Source organism: Lentzea sp. NPDC036949 (assembly GCF_055608075.1).
In genome coordinates, this window is the sequence record NZ_JBVJRA010000001.1 from 909515 (window position 1) to 924340 (window position 14826).

Consider the following 14826-nt stretch of genomic DNA (forward strand, 5'->3'; position numbering starts at 1 on the left):
TCAGAAGACCTGCGTCAGGGCGATCACGCCGAACACCGCGAAGACAGCGCCGGCCACGCGCTGGATCCAGTGCGTGGGCAGCCGGCCGGCGAGCTTGCGCCCGACCAGCACCGCGAGCCCCGCCACGGCGACCAGCGCGAGCCACGCCCCGAGGCCCACGGCGAGCGGGGCGCCGTAGCGTGCGGTGATGCCGGCGGTCGCGAGCTGCGACGCGTCACCCCACTCGGCCGCGAACAGCACGCCGAACGACGTCAGCGCGGCGCGCCAGAACGGCACGTCGGTGCGCGTCCCGGCCTCGTCGGCGGAGTCCTCCTCCTTCGAGAACCCCTCCTTGAGCAGCAGGAACGCACCCACGAGGAACAACGTGGCGACGATGCCCGCGACCAGCCGGTCGGGGAGCAGGGTGATCGCCGTCCCGAACGCCGCACCGACGACGGTCTGCACGGCGAAGGCCGCGATGACGCCCACGAACACCGGCCAGGCGCGGTAGCGCGTGGTCAGCACCAGGGTCGCGACCATGGTCTTGTCCGGGAGCTCGACGAGGAACACCACCGCGAAGGCGGTGAGGAACGCGAGCAGTGAGGTGGTCAAGAGGGTCCTCCACGTCCGAGTACGAACCCGGACGGAGGCGCAACAGACCCCGACCGGGCATGCTGCAAAGCCCGGCCGGAGGTCTCGTTCGCCCGTACAAGACGGGTGTGGCACCGGATCCGCTCGAAGGCGGATCAGTATGTCGATCACCACGCCACCGGCTGAACGCTCCGGTGGGAACTACTCCCCTCTGGCGCATCCATCCTAACCGACGCAGGTCACGCACGAGCGTGACCTCGCGCACGGGACCAAGGTCCCGAGCCGGGACGGGACCGTCGTACCTGATGAGAGCCGTGTCCGGTCCATACGCTCGATGACGTGGAAGTACTCGAACTCGCGCGGTGGCAGTTCGGCATCACCACCGTCTACCACTTTCTGATGGTGCCGTTGACGATCGGCCTGTCCCTGCTGGTCGCGGGGATGCAGACCGCGTGGGTGCGCACGGGCGACGAGCGCTACTACAAGATGACGAAGTTCTGGGGGAAGCTCCTCCTGATCAACTTCGCCATGGGCGTCGTCACGGGCATCGTGCAGGAGTTCCAGTTCGGCATGGCCTGGAGCGCCTACTCGCGGTTCGTGGGAGACGTGTTCGGCGCGCCGCTCGCGATGGAGGCGCTCGTCGCCTTCTTCGTCGAGTCGACCTTCCTCGGCCTGTGGATCTTCGGCTGGGACAAGCTGCCCAGGAAGGTCCACCTGGCCTGCGTGTGGGCGTTCAGCCTCGCGACCATGGCCAGCGCGTACTTCATCCTCGCGGCCAACTCGTGGATGCAGCACCCGGTCGGCGTCGAGATGCACGAGGGCAGGCCGCGGCTCACCTCGATCTGGGCGGTGCTGACCAACAACACCACCCTCGCCGCGTTCCCGCACACCATCGCGGGCGCGTTCGCCGTGGCCGGCGCGTTCCTCGTCGGCATCGCCGCCTGGCACCTGCACCGCAGGTCGGAGGAGGAGAAGGTCTGGCGCGGCTCGCTCAAGCTCGGCACCTGGGTCGGCGTGGTGGCGTTCACCGTGCTCGCGATCACCGGTGACCTCCAGGGCAAGCTGATGTTCGAGCAGCAGCCGATGAAGATGGCAGCGGCCGAGGCCCTGTGCCACACCGAGGAGCCGGCGGCGTTCAGCGTCTTCGCGATCGGCGACGTGACCAGGCCCGACTGCGAGAACGTCAAGAGCATCACCGTGCCCGCGCTGCTGAGCTTCTTGGCGCACAACGACTTCAACACCGAGGTCAAGGGCATCGAGGAGCTCGTCCCGATGTACCAGGAGCGCTACGGGGAGTTCTACCCCGTCGACGACCGGCTCGGTGAGCTCAGCGGCAAGCCGATCGACTACGTGCCCGCGCTTCCCGTGACGTACTGGGGCTTCCGCCTGATGATCGGCTTCGGCGCGATCTCGGCCGGTCTGGGCGTCTTCATGCTCTGGCTGACCCGCAAGAACCGGACGCCCACCGGCTGGTGGTTCCCGGCTCTCGGCCTCGCCGGCATCGTGACCCCGTTCCTGGCCAACAGCTTCGGCTGGATCTTCACCGAGATGGGCAGGCAGCCGTTCGTGGTGGTGCCGAACCCGTCCGGGGTGGACGGTGTCTGGATGTTCACCGCGCAGGCGGTCAGCAACAGCCGGCCCGGCGAGATCCTGACCTCGCTCATCGCGCTCACCGCGGTCTACAGCGTGCTGGCGGTCGTGGAGGTCTACCTGATCCGCAAGTACGTCAGAGGCGGTGTCCCCGGCGTACTGCCCCAGAAGTCCGACGACGGCGCCCTGGCGTTCGCGTACTAGGGGAGGGACGACGTGGAAACGCTCTGGTTCGTGCTCATCGCCGTGCTGTGGCTCGGCTACCTGTTCCTCGAAGGCTTCGACTTCGGCGTCGGCATGCTGCTGCCCGTCCTCGGGCGCACCAACGCCGAACGCCGAGTCATGATCAACACCATCGGGCCGGTCTGGGACGGCAACGAGGTGTGGCTCATCACCGCGATCGGTGCCACGTTCGCGGCCTTCCCGGGCTGGTATGCGGCGCTGCTCAGCGCCGCATACCTGCCCCTCACGCTGTTCCTCGTCGCGCTGATCGGGCGCGGTGTCGCGTTCGACTACCGCGGCAAGGTCGACAACCCGCGCTGGCGCAAGGCGTGGGACGTCACGATCGTCGCCGGCTCGTGGATCGCGACCCTGTGCGTCGGCCTGCTGATCTCGACGACGGTGCTGGGCCTGCCGATCGACGAGAACGGCGACCGGGTCGGCTCGGCGTTCGCGGCGATCCGGTTCGACACCGTGCTCGGCGCGCTCGCGTTCGCCGGTTACGCGCTGGTCCACGGCGCCGTGTTCACCGCGCTCAAGACCGAGGGCGAGATCCGCGAACGGGCCCGCCGCGTCGCCCTGACGCTCTCGCCGGTCGCCCTGCTGCCGCTGGTCGCGCTGCTCGCGGTCGTGGCGGGGGTGTGGGCGGGTCTGGTCGTGCTGGTGCTGGCCGCGGCGATGTGGCGGCTGCTGCACAACCGCGACGGCCAGTCGTTCGCGCTGATGGGGCTCGCCATCGCGGCCAGCGTCGTGATCCTGTTCGGCTCGCTGTACCCGGCCGTGCTGCCGTCGACGCTGAACGACGCGTGGTCGCTGACCATCGCCAACACCGCGTCGAGCCCGTACACGTTGAAGGTCATGACGTGGGTGGCGGCGTTCGGCACGCCCGCCGTGCTCGTCTACCAGGGCTGGACCTACTGGGTGTTCCGCAAGCGCATCGGCGTGCGGCACATCCCGGCGGCGCACTGATGAAGCGCGGCCCGCTGGGAGCGCTGCCCCAGCTCTCGAAGAACGCCCGGCGCGCCCTCGTCGGGGTGGGCGCGCTGGCGTTCTTCAACTCCCTCGCGCTCGTCGCCCAGGCCGTCGCGCTCGCGTCGGTGATCACGATCCGCGAGGGCCTCCCGCTGCTGGCCGGCGCGATCATCGCCCGCGCGGCGCTGTCGTGGGCGACCGAGAGCGCCGCCGCCCGCGCGGCCGCCGGTGCCAAGGAGGAGCTGCGCACCCGGCTGCTGGCCAGTGCGTTCGACCGCGGTCCCGGCTGGATCGCCGACCGCGGCACCGCCGAGCTGTCGGTGCTCGCGACGAAGGGCCTCGACGCGCTCGACGCGTACTTCACCCGCTACCTGCCCGCGCTGGTCACCGCCGCGGTCGTGCCGCCGCTGGCCGGTGCCTGGATCCTCTTCACCGACTGGCCGTCGGCCGTCCTGATCGCCATCACGGTCCCGCTGATCCCGGTCTTCGCCGCCCTGATCGGCTGGTACACCGAGAAGCGGGTCCAGAAGGCGGCCGACGTCACCGAGCTGCTCTCCGCCCAGCTGCTCGAACTGCTGCGCGCGCTGCCGGTGCTCACCGTGTTCGGGCGCGCGAAGCAGCAGGCCGCCGCGGTCCGCCAGATCGGTGACCAGCACCGCAGGGCCACGATGGGCACGCTGCGGATCGCGTTCCTCAGCGCCCTCGTCCTGGAGATCGCCGCCTCGCTGTCGGTCGCGCTGATCGCCGTCGGCGTCGGCGTCCGCCTCGTCCACGGCGACATGACCCTGATGACCGCGCTGGTCGTGCTGATCCTCGCCCCGGAGTGCTACCTCCCCCTCCGCGCCGCCGGCGCCGCCCACCACGCCAGCGAGGACGGCCTTGAGTCCGTCCGCCGCGTAGCCGCCATCGTCGACGACGACGGTCACGCGGGGCCCCCGCGTGCGCTAGGAGAGTACGAAAGCTCCCCGCGTGCACTTGGCGGGCGGGTACATGTCGACAATTTGCGGGTGTTGCGGCGTGGGGGGTTCGCGCCGGACGGGGTGAGTTTTGAGGTGAAGGCCGGGGAGGTTCACAAGCTGGCGGGGGCGAGTGGGGCGGGGAAGTCGACGACGTTCCAGGTGTTGCTCGGGTTCGTGGAACCGACGGACGGGGCGGTGCGGGTCGAGGGCGAGATCGCGTACGTGCCGCAGCGGCCCGCGTTCGCCGCCGCCACGCCCCGCGCCGAGCTGGAGCTGACAGTTCCCGGTGCCGAGGACATCGAGGAGGTCGCCGATGAGGTGGTGGCCACGCACCTGCTCGACCGCCGCATCACCGACCTCTCGACCGGTGAACGCCAACGCGTCGCAGTCGCGCGCGCCCTGCTGAGGGTCCGCCACGGCGCCACGGTGCTGCTGCTCGACGAACCGACCGCTCACCTCGACCCGGTGACAAGTCGCAAAGTCGACAAAGCGATCAAGAAGGCCAGTGGGACCGCGGCCGTCGTCCTCGCCTCGCACCGCGACAAGGAGGCGACGGAGGAGGAGACGTTCGCCAAGGTCGTCACGGAGGAGACGCAGCGGGAACGCCCGAAGCGCCTGCCGATCCCGTGGAAGGGCGCCCTGCTGGGCGTCGCCGCAGCCGCCGCCGGCATCGCGCTGACCGCCCTGGCCGCCCACCTGATCGCCCGCGCTGCCGAGATGCCGCCGATCCTGACGCTGACGGTGCTGACCGTGGGCGTGCGGACGTTCGCGTTGAGCAAGGGCCTGCTCCGCTACCTCGAACGCCTGGTCACCCACCACGAGGCGTTCCAGCTCGCCACCAACCTCCGCGCCGACCTGTGGCTTCGGCTCGTGCGCACGCAACGCCGTGACGGCCTGCAACGGCTCGTGGACGACACGGACACCGTTCGCGACCTCGTGCCGCGGGTGCTCGTGCCACCGGTCGTCGCCATCGGTGCCGGCATCGCAACCACGGTCCTGTTCGCGTTCATCGACCCGGCGGCCGCCCTCACGCTCGGCGGCCTGCTGCTCGCGGCCGGGCTCGCCGCACCGGCCGTCGCCGTGTGGACCGAGCGCAGGGCCAGCACCAAGCTCGCCCGAGGCCGCCGCAAGGTCGCGACCGACACGATCAACGCCCTCACCGCCGCACCGGACCTCATCGCCCACGACGCCCACCACCGGCTGCTCGCGCAGCTGCACGCCGAGGACGCCGAGCTCGCGCGGCAGACCCGCAGGCAAGCGTTTGGCACCGGCGCCGCCACGGCGATCGTGCTGCTCGCGACCGGTGCGGCGGCCCTGCTCTGCGCCACGACCGGCAACCCGGTCCTCGGCCTGGTCCCGCTCGCGCTCGCCGAGCCGCTGGCCGCCCTGCCGCTCGCCGCCCAGCAGCGCAGGGCCCTGCGGGAGGCCAGCGCCCGGCTCCAGTTCGACGCGCCGGAGCGGCCGGAGCCCAGGCGCGGTAAACGGATCCGGCTGGAGAACGTCGACGTCCGCTGGCCCGGCGCGACCGAGCCGACGCTGCGCGACCTGCACCTCAACGTCGAGCCCGGCACGCATGTCGCGATCGTCGGACCGTCGGGTGCCGGCAAGTCGACGCTGTTCGCGCTGCTCCTGGGCTTCCTGCCACCGGAGCGCGGCATCGTGGAGCTGCCCCGCGCGACCTGGTGCCCGCAGGAGCCGATGCTGGTCAGCACCACCGTCCGGGAGAACCTGCGGATGTCGGGCCCGCACGACGACGAGCAGCTCAGGGACGCGCTGCGGAGGGCGTGCCTGCCCGAGTGGACCGACCGGCTCGACACCGTCATCCGGCCCGACCAGGTCAGCGGCGGCGAGGCGCAGCGGCTCGCGCTCGCCAGGGCGTTGCTGCACGACGCCGACGTGGTCCTGCTCGACGAGCCCACCGCCCACCTCGACGAACCGACCGCCCGCAAGGTGCTGGAGGAGCTGCGCCGCGACGGCAGGTCGGTCCTGCACATCACCCACCGCCCCGACGAGGCTGCGCGGGCGGACCTCGTGCTGGACCTCGGCACCCCCGCCTACCGTTGAGGACCATGGACCCCTCCCTGGCGCGGCGCGTGCTCGTCGCGTCCACCGAGATCACGTCGGCGGCGCTGGAAGACCCCGAGAACGTGCTGCGGCTCGTGGTCGAGGCGGCCGCGGAGATCGCGGACGCCGACCTCGGCCTCGCCATGCTCGCCACGCCCGACGACGACGGCACGCTCACCGTCGAGGCGTCCAGCGGTGAACCGGTCGTCGCGACCCTGAGCCCGCGCAGCGCCGCGGCCAAAGCCGCCCGCACCGGCGTCCCGGTGATGGCCGGCGACGTGACGAACGACCCGCGCACTGCCCCGTACGTGCCGCACGCGCTGCGCAGCTACGGCCCGTTCGCGGTGGCCCCGTTCGGCACGTCCGACCGCAAGATCGGCGCCCTCGCGGTCTACCGCAGGCGCGACAAGCCGGCGTTCACGCAGGAGACGGTGGACGTGCTGAGCGCGTTCGCCGCCCAGGCAGGGCTCGCGGTCGTGCTCGCGGAGGGCTTCACCGCACGCCAGCGGGTCGCCGTCTACGAGGAGCGCGAACGCATCGCCCGCGACCTGCACGACGTGATCATCCAGCGCCTCTACGGCGCCGGCGTGCAGCTCAGCCTGCTGGAACGCCGGCTGGGCAAGAAGCTCGACAACACCGACCGGACCCGCATCAACGAGGCCGTCGACCTGGTCGACGAGACGATCGCCGAGGTCCGCGCGACCGTCCGCAAGCTGCGCAACACCGACCCCGCCGACTCCACCGACCTGCTCGACTCGATCAACGCCGAGGTCCGCACGGCCGGTGAGCTGCTCGGGTTCGGCCCGCGCCTGCACGTGGCCGGCGACCTGGCGAACGTGCCGCGCAGGCTCGCCGACGACACCCGAGCGGCCCTGCGGGAGGCGTTGTCGAACGTCGTGCGGCACTCAGGTGCCACGAACGTCCAGATCGACGTACGACGAGATGAGAAGCATCTGCTGCTGCGGGTCGCGGACAACGGATGCGGCATCCCGTCCGGCGTGACTCAACGCGGACTGCGGCACCTCGCGGAACGGGCCAAGTCCGCGAGCGGCGATTTCCGCGTCGTGAGTTCACCGAACGGGACGACGCTCACCTGGTCCGTCCCCGTTTAGCCACCCATGCGGCGGCTTGCGTACGCCGTTCCATCCCGAGTTTGGCGAGCACGGACGTCACGTAGTTCTTCACGGTCTTCTCCGCGAGGAACAACCTTTCACCGATTTGGCGGTTTGTCAGACCCTCACCGATCAGTTCCAGCACCCGTTGTTCCTGGTCGGTGAGTCCGACCGGAGCCGGATTCCGCATCCGGTCGAGGACGCGCGCCGTCGTGGCCGGGTCCAGAAGGGACCGTCCAGCCGCGACCTCGCGCACCGCGGTGACGACGTCCTGGCCCCGCACCTGCTTGAGCAGATATCCCGACGCACCCGCCATGATCGCGCCGACCAGCGCCTCCTCGTCGTCGAAGGCGGTCAGCACGAGGCAGCGGACGCCCAGGTCCCGCAGCGTCCGGCACAGGTCCACACCACTACCGTCGGGCAGTTGAACGTCCACGACGGCCACGTCGGGCGAAGTCCTCTGGGCCCGCGTCACCGCCTCGTCCACGGAACCGGCCTCGGCGATGACGGAGATGTCCTCCTCGTCGTCGAGCATCTCGCGCAGTCCTCTGCGCACTACTTCGTGATCGTCAACCAACAAAACGCGCACTGGCACGAATCCACCGTACGTCGAATGGGTGTTCCTGAGCGTCACTCGGATTGAGACAGTTCTTGGCATGGCAGAAGGCTCAGTACGACCGATCGAGGAAGCAGATCGCATAGTCGTCGCTCGGTTGGTGCTTGAGCTATGGGGAGCGCACACCTCCGTCGCGCACGGAGAGGTGTTCTTCCCGGCGAGTCTGCCGGGCTTCCTCGTGGAGAAGCAGGGCCACGTGCTCGGCCTGCTGACCTACGCGGTGGCGAACCACCAGCTGGAGATCGTCACGATCGACGCGCTGCGCAGGGGCCGCGGCGTCGGCACCGCGCTCGTCGACGCCGCGGTCCGCCAGGCGCGCACGCTCGGGTGCAACCGCGTGCGCCTGACGACCACCAACGACAACCTGGACGCGTTGCGCTTCTACCAGCGCCGCGGGTTCAAGATGACGGCGTTGCGGCCCGACGCGGTCCGCGAGGCGCGCAAGCTCAAACCGGAGATCCCCACCGTCGGCGACTTCGGCATCCCCATGACGGACGAGCTCGACCTGGAACGATGGGTCGCACCCCGCCAGTAGTCCACAGGTGTCCACAACTCTGTCCACAGGGTTGTGCACAAGTGGACTACACGCGCAGCGGGTTGAACGCCTCGTCCCACGCGGCGGCGACCTGACGCGCGCACGTGGTCGGCGCGACGCCTCCCACCCCGGTGCCCAGACCCGGCATCGCGATGGTGTGGACGGCGTCGCGCACCGGCGTGCCGTCCTCCAGCCTGCCCTCGAGCCAGAGCCGCAGGACGGCGCGGGCGGCCAGGTAGGGGTGGACGGTGTCGTTCGGCAGCAGCTCGCCCGGCATGCGCATGGTCGGCGCGCTGATCAGCCACGCCGGCTCGGTCTCGCCGGTCGCCACGATCTGCGCGTCACCGACCGGGAGCTCACCGCCGTGCAACGCGAGCACGGCGCTGCGGACGTTGTTCTCGACCATCGGGAACGCCTGCGCGTAGACGGCGTCGATGCCGCCGCGCATCCAGCCCTGCGAGTTCGCCGGGCTGACCACGGCCTGCGCGTGGATGTCCAGCACGGACCCGCGGTGCACCCGCACACCGCTCCGCCCGGCAGCCACGGCGAGCCAGGCGTTCGCCATCGGTTCGTCGACCGCGCACAACACGAGTTCTGGCGCTAGAGCGGGCACGCCCCAAGCATTCCAGTTCGCACGGCCCCGGCGGAACCCAGGTTCGGCCGCTGACACAGGCGTGATCCTCACCTCTACTGTGAGCGGGTGCCTCGCATTGCGTACTTCGGACCACAGGGGACCTTCACCGAGCAGGCAGCGCTCCGGTTCGGCTCCGACCTCGTCCCGGTCGACACGATCCCGCTCGCCGTCGCGGCGGTCCGGTCCGGTGACACCGAGTTCGCGTGCGTCCCGATCGAGAACTCCGTCGAGGGCGCCGTCCCCGCGACGCTGGACGTCCTGATCCGCGACACGCCCGTGGTCGCCGTCGCCGAGACCGTGCTCGACGTCCGGTTCAGCGTCCTGGTCCGCCCCGGCACCACGTCGATCTCGACCGTCGCCTCGCACCCGCACGCGCTGGCCCAGACCCGTGAGTGGATCGCGGCCAACCTGCCCGGCGCCACCTCCATCGCCACCTCCTCGACCGCCGCCGCGGCCGCCGCCGTGGAGCGCGGCGAGTTCGACGCCGCCGTCACCGCCCCCGTGGCGATCAACCACTACGGGCTCGAAGAGCACGCGGTCGACGTGCTCGACGTGGCCGACGCGCGCACCCGGTTCCTGCTGCTGCGCCAGCCGGGTGAGCTGCCGCAGCCGACCGGTGCCGACCGCACCAGCGTCGTCGTGACCACGCCGAACCGCGTCGGCGTGCTGTCCGAGCTGCTCACCGAGATCGCGTTGCGTGGGATCAATCTCACCGGCCTCGAATCGCGTCCCACGAAGGGCAAACTGGGGACGTACCGCTTCTACATCGACGTCGAGGGGCACATCGCAGAACCGAGGATCGGTGACGCGCTGGCCGCGCTGCACCGGCACTCGCACGAGATCCGGTTCCTGGGGTCCTTCCCGAAGGCCGACCGGGAACCCGTGACCGCTCACAACGACGAGTTCGCCGCGGCAGCCTCCTGGGTCGATGCTGTCAGAAAGGGCGAGCGCGGGTGAGGTTGCTGCTGGTCAGGCACGGTGAGACGGCGTCGAACATCGAGCGGAGGCTGGACACGGCCATGCCCGGCCCCCCGCTCACCGAACTGGGCCACAAACAGGCCCGCGAACTGGCCGACTCGCTCGCCGGCGAGGACATCACCGCCGTCTACGCGAGCATCGGTCTGCGTGCCCAGCAGACCGCCGCTCCCACCGCCGAACGCTTCGGCCTGCCCGTCCAGGTCCTGGAGGGCATCGAGGAGATCCAGGTCGGGTCCCTGGAGGGCCGCAACGACACCGAGGCCTACCGGACCTACCTGGAGACCGTCGTGAAGTGGGCGGAGGGCGCCCTCGACGTGGCGTTCCCCGGCGGCGGCGAGACCGGGCAGCAGGTGCTGGACCGGTTCCTCGGCGCCATCGGGTCGATCCACCGCGACACCGGCACCGTCATGGTCGTGACCCACGGCGGCGCCGGCCGCATGGGCGCACTGGCGCTCGCCGACAACGTGCCGGTCGAACTGGCGGAGAACCTGCTGCCGAACACTGGCGTCGTGGTGCTGGAGCGCGACGGTGACGCCTGGCTGTGCCGCTCGTGGGCAGGCGTGGACGTCTAGCCCCCTTGCTCCACGAGCAGGGGGGTCAGCCCCAGCCCAGCTCGTGGAGCTTTGCGTCGTCCACGCCGAAGTGGTGCGCGATCTCGTGGACCACGGTGACGATCACTTCCTCGACCACGTCGTCCTCGGTGGTGCAGATGTCGAGGATCGCCTCGCGGTAGATGAAGATGTGGTCGGGCAGGGTGCCGCCGTAGTCGGTGTTCCGCTCGGTCAGCGCGATGCCCTGGTAGAGGCCGAGCAGCGACGGCTCGTCCGGGTTGCGGTCCTCGACCAGCACGACCACGTTGTTCATGGCGTGCAGGAAGTCGGGTGGGACCAGGTCCAGCGCCTCCTCGACGAGCTCGTCGAACCGGGCGCGCGTCATCTCCACAGTCATCGGTTCTCGGTTGTCGTCGTCGTGGTGGGCTGGCTGCTGGACGGCTTGTCGGGCTTGCCGGACTCGGACGGTTCCGCGCTGCCGGACGGCTGGCCGGACTGGGAGTGCAGCGGGGCACCGGTGGGCTCGTCCTGCGGCTTGACCGAGGTGGTCTGCGGCGGGTTCGAGGTGGTCAGCGGGGCGCCGTCGGGGTTGCGGACGCTGCCCTTCCACGCGACGAGCTTCTCGCCCTCGGGGACGGCGCCGATCTTGCAGTTGGCCTTGCGGGAGCCGACGGCCCAGCTCTCCTGGGCGCGGACGTCCCACGTCACGAGCAGGCCCTTGGCCTTCAGGTCGGCGCCACCGGTGTACTCGACGGCGATCGCCGCGCACTGCTCGGACATCACGGCGTCCTGCTTCTCGGGCGCCAGGTACTCGCCCTCGGGGTGCGCGAAGACACCGATGATCTCGAACGCGTGCGGCTGGGCGCACTCGATCGGGTCGCCGACCGTGTTGTTCTCACCGAGCGCGACGCACACGCCAGGGTCGTACACGTTCGACTGGTCCTGGGTCTTCGCGCTGCCGAACGAGGGCAGCGGCGCGCCGGAGGGCGCGGTGACCTGGAGGCCGCAGCGCAGCTGGCGGTCGCCGTTCTTCCAGCGGTTCTCGTCCGGGTTGAGCGAGCTCACGCCGTACTTGCCCTTGGGGTCGAGCTTGCCGGACATGTACGTGGTGGCCGCCTGCGCGCAGTTGTCCTGGGCGATCTTCTCCCACGCCTCGGGCGTCGGGAACGGCGCTTCCTTCGGGTAACCGGCCGCGATGTCGGCCGTGCCGGTCACCTCGAACCTGTGCGCGGCGGTGCAGTCGACCTTCTGCGCGTCGGACAGGTCGGTCTTCGCCCAGTTCAGGCAGTCGCCCGCCACGGCCTGGTAGGCCGCGTTCACCAGCTCGCGCTTGGTGGTCAGCGGGCCTCCTGCCAGCACGGACGTGAACGCGGACACCATCAGCAGGCCGAACGCGCCCACGAACGCGCCCAGCATCACCAGCCGCGTGTCGCGGATGTGACCTGATCGACTCAACCAACCGGCGCTCGGAGACATCTCATCCATGATGCCTGTGCTGTGTGAGACGGCTGTCGGCCGGGTTGGACCAAAGGGGGCGAGTGTTGCTATTAGGACACTCGTCACCTGATTGGCCGTCAAATGGTCGTATCGCTAGGTACCTTGCCCGCGGGAGTGGTGATGACTGACAACAACCAGCAGGGGATGCCGCCTCAGGGGCCTCCCGGCCAGCCGCAAGAGCCGCAACAGCCGGCGCCGTACCAGCAGCTGCCGCCGCAGGTGCCGGTGCCGCAGCCGGGACCGGCCCAGCCCCCCGCCCAGCAGAAGGGCAAGGGCCAGGTGCGCCAGCAGCAGGCCGGTGTGACCAAGGCGCGTCAGCCGTCGGTCGCGGAGCAGCGCGCCCGTGCCGCCGCGCAGAAGGCGCAGCAGGAGCGGTTCGCCGCCGAGTCCGCCGCGTTCGAGAAGCGCCGCAAGACCCGCAAACGCCTGCTCATCGGTGGTGGCGTCACGGTGGGTGTCGTCGCGCTGATCGCGATCTGGTACGCAGCCGCCAGCCCCAAGAACGTCACGGCGCAGTGCACCGACAAGAACAACGTCATCGTCGACGACGACTACTGCGACGAGAGCTACTACCGCAGCCACGGCGGGTACAGCAGCGGCGGGTTCATCTACATCGGCGGCAGCCAGTACCGCTACAACTACGGCGGTTCGGGCGCGGTCGGCCAGAAGGTGACCGGCGGCAGCTACACCATCCCCAAGGGTGCGAACGTGTCCACGAAGTCGGGCACGACCGTGCAGCGCGGCGGGTTCGGCGTCAGCAGCGGCAAGTCCAGCAGCGGGAGCTGACAGTTGCGTCGTGAAACCTCCTCACCGCGGCCGAACTGGCAGCGGACGGTCTCTGACCAGGGCCTCGTGTTCGGGCTGCCCGCGAAGTACGCCAACGGCTCCGACCGCCCGTACTGGGACGAGTCGGTGCACTACGTGTTCGAGATGAGCGAGATCCTCTCGCTCGAAGCCGACGTCGAGCTGCTCCACTCCATGTGCCTCGACGCGGTGGACAACGTGGTCACCACCGAGCGCTACCGCGACTTCGGCATCCCCGAATGGGTGTGGCCGCACATCGCCGAGTCGTGGCGGCGGCACGACCCGCACCTCTACGGCCGCTTCGACCTGCGCTACGACGGCTCCGGCCCGGCCAAGCTGCTGGAGTACAACGCCGACACGCCCACCTCGCTGCTCGAGGCCGCGATCATCCAGTGGAACTGGAAGACCGACGTGTTCGCCGACGACGACCAGTGGAACTCGCTGCACGAGCAGCTGGTCGAGCGCTGGTCCCAGATCGGCGCGAAGCTGCCCTCCGGTGAGGTCCACTTCACCTGGTCGGGCGCGGAACCGTCCGGCGAGGACCACCTCACCACCGCCTACCTGCAGGAGACGGCCGCGGAGGCCGGGCTGAACACCGTCGGGCTCGCGATCGAGGACCTGGGCTGGGACACGCTGCTCAACCGGTTCGTCGACCTCGAAGAGGCCCCGATGAACACCGTGGTCAAGCTCTACCCGTGGGAGTGGGTGGTCGAGGAGCAGTTCGGCCGCCACGCCGTCGAGTCGCTGCCCGCCACCCTGTGGATCGAGCCGCTGTGGAAGATGCTGCTCTCCAACAAGGCGCTGCTCGCGGTCCTGTGGGAGATGTACCCGGGCCACCCGAACCTGCTGCCCGCGTACCTGAACAACCCCGGCATGCTGACCGAGTACGTGCGCAAGCCGCTGCTCGGCCGTGAGGGGTCGAACATCCAGATCGTCGCGCCCGGCTACGAGACGCAGACCGGCGGCGTGTACGGCAAAGAAGGCTTCGTGTACCAGCTGTTCGACCCGCTTCCGGACTTCGACGGCTACCGCCCCGCGTTGGGAGCCTGGGTCGTCGGCGACACGTCGGCGGGACTGGGCATCCGGGAAACAGTCGGTCTGGTGACCGACGATGGCGCGGCGTTCGTGCCGCACCGCATTGTTGAGTGAACTCCGAAAGGGAACAGCACATGATCACGACGCAGCTCGCGTTGGACCCCGGCTTCGGCTCGGCCATCGGCCGGGGCATCGGCGCGATCGCGCTGTACGCCGTCGTCGGTCTGGTCCTCATGGTGTTCGGCTTCTACGCGATCGACTGGACGACCCCGGGCAAGCTGTCCACCCTCGTCCGCAACGGTGCACCGAACGCCGTCATCGTGACCGCCTCCGGTCTGCTGTCGATGGCCTTCATCGTGGTCGTCGCCATCACCAGCTCGGTCGGCAAGCTCGACGAGGGCCTCCTCTCGGCCCTGATCTACGGCTTCTTCGGCATCATCGTGCAGGTGGCCGCGGTCCGGCTGCTGGAGTGGATCACCCGCCTGGACATCGGCTCGATCATCGAGTCGGACCGGTTCGCCCCGGCCTCGGTCGTCGTCGCCTCCGCGCACCTGGCGCTCGGCCTCGTGGTGGCGGTCGCGATCAGCTAGCCCCACCTTTCCGCATCGCGGAAGTCACGCGGGGGCCCCGCGTTCCCCCTGGAGGAACGCGGGGCCCCCGCGTTCCTGGTGGGCGGGCCGGTGGGCGGGT

15 protein-coding genes are annotated in these 14826 nt (G+C 70.1%); 10 read left to right on the top strand and 5 right to left on the bottom strand.

The genetic code is table 11. The features are described 5' to 3' along the window. On the bottom strand, nucleotides 1-579 hold the full coding sequence (locus ACZ7CD_RS04645) for a TMEM165/GDT1 family protein (RefSeq protein ID WP_458434268.1): 579 nt from the start codon (nucleotides 577-579) through the stop codon (nucleotides 1-3). A 330-nt stretch (nucleotides 580-909) separates the two neighbouring features. Between ACZ7CD_RS04645 and ACZ7CD_RS04650 the strand changes: the two genes are divergently transcribed. The 4 genes from ACZ7CD_RS04650 to ACZ7CD_RS04665 are packed head-to-tail and all read left to right on the top strand — an operon-like array spanning nucleotide 910 to nucleotide 7486. Beyond that, nucleotides 910-2364 (top strand): cytochrome ubiquinol oxidase subunit I, encoded by a 1455-nt coding sequence (locus ACZ7CD_RS04650; RefSeq protein WP_360396987.1) that lies wholly within the window; start codon nucleotides 910-912, stop codon nucleotides 2362-2364. Nucleotides 2365-2376: 12 nt separating this feature from the next. Next, entirely contained in the window at nucleotides 2377-3348 is a 972-nt protein-coding gene (gene cydB, locus ACZ7CD_RS04655; protein WP_360396986.1) for a cytochrome d ubiquinol oxidase subunit II, read from the top strand. Then, nucleotides 3348-6374: a thiol reductant ABC exporter subunit CydD gene (gene cydD, locus ACZ7CD_RS04660; RefSeq protein WP_470378305.1), complete on the top strand. Its 3027-nt coding sequence runs from the start codon at nucleotides 3348-3350 to the stop codon at nucleotides 6372-6374. Before cydB ends, cydD begins: the two co-directional genes overlap by 1 nt. A 5-nt stretch (nucleotides 6375-6379) precedes the next feature. Next, nucleotides 6380-7486, top strand: coding sequence for a GAF domain-containing sensor histidine kinase (locus ACZ7CD_RS04665; protein WP_470378306.1), 1107 nt, complete (start codon nucleotides 6380-6382; stop codon nucleotides 7484-7486). On the opposite strand, the gene ACZ7CD_RS04670 is transcribed toward ACZ7CD_RS04665, so the two are convergent. Further along, on the bottom strand, nucleotides 7464-8081 hold the full coding sequence (locus ACZ7CD_RS04670; RefSeq protein ID WP_360397105.1) for a response regulator transcription factor: 618 nt from the start codon (nucleotides 8079-8081) through the stop codon (nucleotides 7464-7466). The genes ACZ7CD_RS04665 and ACZ7CD_RS04670 overlap by 23 nt on opposite strands. A 166-nt stretch (nucleotides 8082-8247) precedes the next feature. Here ACZ7CD_RS04670 and ACZ7CD_RS04675 point away from each other — a divergent pair, with 166 nt between their 5' ends. Then, nucleotides 8248-8637 carry a GNAT family N-acetyltransferase gene (locus ACZ7CD_RS04675; protein WP_360396983.1) on the top strand — a complete coding sequence of 130 codons (390 nt, stop codon included), beginning with the start codon at nucleotides 8248-8250 and terminating at the stop codon, nucleotides 8635-8637. Nucleotides 8638-8683: 46 nt separating this feature from the next. Here the strand turns inward: ACZ7CD_RS04675 and ACZ7CD_RS04680 are convergent, their stop codons facing one another. Beyond that, nucleotides 8684-9202, bottom strand: coding sequence for a macro domain-containing protein (locus ACZ7CD_RS04680; protein ID WP_360397104.1), 519 nt, complete (start codon nucleotides 9200-9202; stop codon nucleotides 8684-8686). Between the two features lie 135 nt (nucleotides 9203-9337). Between ACZ7CD_RS04680 and pheA the strand changes: the two genes are divergently transcribed. After that, nucleotides 9338-10228 carry a prephenate dehydratase gene (pheA, locus tag ACZ7CD_RS04685; protein WP_360396982.1) on the top strand — a complete coding sequence of 297 codons (891 nt, stop codon included), beginning with the start codon at nucleotides 9338-9340 and terminating at the stop codon, nucleotides 10226-10228. Then, on the top strand, nucleotides 10225-10821 hold the full coding sequence (locus tag ACZ7CD_RS04690) for a histidine phosphatase family protein (protein WP_470378307.1): 597 nt from the start codon (nucleotides 10225-10227) through the stop codon (nucleotides 10819-10821). The genes pheA and ACZ7CD_RS04690 overlap by 4 nt, the downstream gene beginning before the upstream one ends. Before the next feature lie 25 nt (nucleotides 10822-10846). On the opposite strand, the gene ACZ7CD_RS04695 is transcribed toward ACZ7CD_RS04690, so the two are convergent. Both ACZ7CD_RS04695 and ACZ7CD_RS04700 read right to left on the bottom strand, forming a co-directional pair. Beyond that, a complete protein-coding gene (locus ACZ7CD_RS04695; RefSeq protein ID WP_360396980.1) occupies nucleotides 10847-11197 on the bottom strand; it encodes a metallopeptidase family protein in 351 nt (116 codons plus the stop codon). Further along, the gene (locus ACZ7CD_RS04700; RefSeq protein WP_458429763.1) at nucleotides 11194-12276 is read right to left on the bottom strand and encodes a septum formation family protein; all 1083 of its coding nucleotides are present in this window, start codon (nucleotides 12274-12276) and stop codon (nucleotides 11194-11196) included. The genes ACZ7CD_RS04695 and ACZ7CD_RS04700 overlap by 4 nt, the downstream gene beginning before the upstream one ends. A 141-nt stretch (nucleotides 12277-12417) precedes the next feature. Here ACZ7CD_RS04700 and ACZ7CD_RS04705 point away from each other — a divergent pair, with 141 nt between their 5' ends. The 3 genes from ACZ7CD_RS04705 to ACZ7CD_RS04715 are packed head-to-tail and all read left to right on the top strand — an operon-like array spanning nucleotide 12418 to nucleotide 14726. Further along, complete coding sequence (locus tag ACZ7CD_RS04705; RefSeq protein ID WP_360396978.1) at nucleotides 12418-13083, top strand: hypothetical protein; 666 nt, start codon at nucleotides 12418-12420, stop codon at nucleotides 13081-13083. Nucleotides 13084-13086: 3 nt separating this feature from the next. Next, nucleotides 13087-14250, top strand: a complete 1164-nt coding sequence (locus ACZ7CD_RS04710) for a glutathionylspermidine synthase family protein (RefSeq protein ID WP_360396977.1) — start codon at nucleotides 13087-13089, stop codon at nucleotides 14248-14250. A gap of 23 nt (nucleotides 14251-14273) precedes the next feature. Beyond that, nucleotides 14274-14726: a DUF350 domain-containing protein gene (locus ACZ7CD_RS04715; RefSeq protein ID WP_360397103.1), complete on the top strand. Its 453-nt coding sequence runs from the start codon at nucleotides 14274-14276 to the stop codon at nucleotides 14724-14726. Nucleotides 14727-14826 lie beyond the last annotated feature (100 nt).

What these genes read in the sequence shown, in the direction of transcription:
- ACZ7CD_RS04700 (WP_458429763.1), bottom strand. Translation starts at nt 12,276, where the DNA reads ATGTCTCCGAGCGCCGGTTGGTTGAGTCGATCAGGTCACATCCGCGAC.
- ACZ7CD_RS04665 (WP_470378306.1), top strand. Translation starts at nt 6,380, where the DNA reads ATGGACCCCTCCCTGGCGCGGCGCGTGCTCGTCGCGTCCACCGAGATC.
- ACZ7CD_RS04680 (WP_360397104.1), bottom strand. Translation starts at nt 9,202, where the DNA reads ATGGCGAACGCCTGGCTCGCCGTGGCTGCCGGGCGGAGCGGTGTGCGG.
- cydD (WP_470378305.1), top strand. Translation starts at nt 3,348, where the DNA reads ATGAAGCGCGGCCCGCTGGGAGCGCTGCCCCAGCTCTCGAAGAACGCC.
- ACZ7CD_RS04705 (WP_360396978.1), top strand. Translation starts at nt 12,418, where the DNA reads ATGACTGACAACAACCAGCAGGGGATGCCGCCTCAGGGGCCTCCCGGC.
- ACZ7CD_RS04695 (WP_360396980.1), bottom strand. Translation starts at nt 11,197, where the DNA reads ATGACTGTGGAGATGACGCGCGCCCGGTTCGACGAGCTCGTCGAGGAG.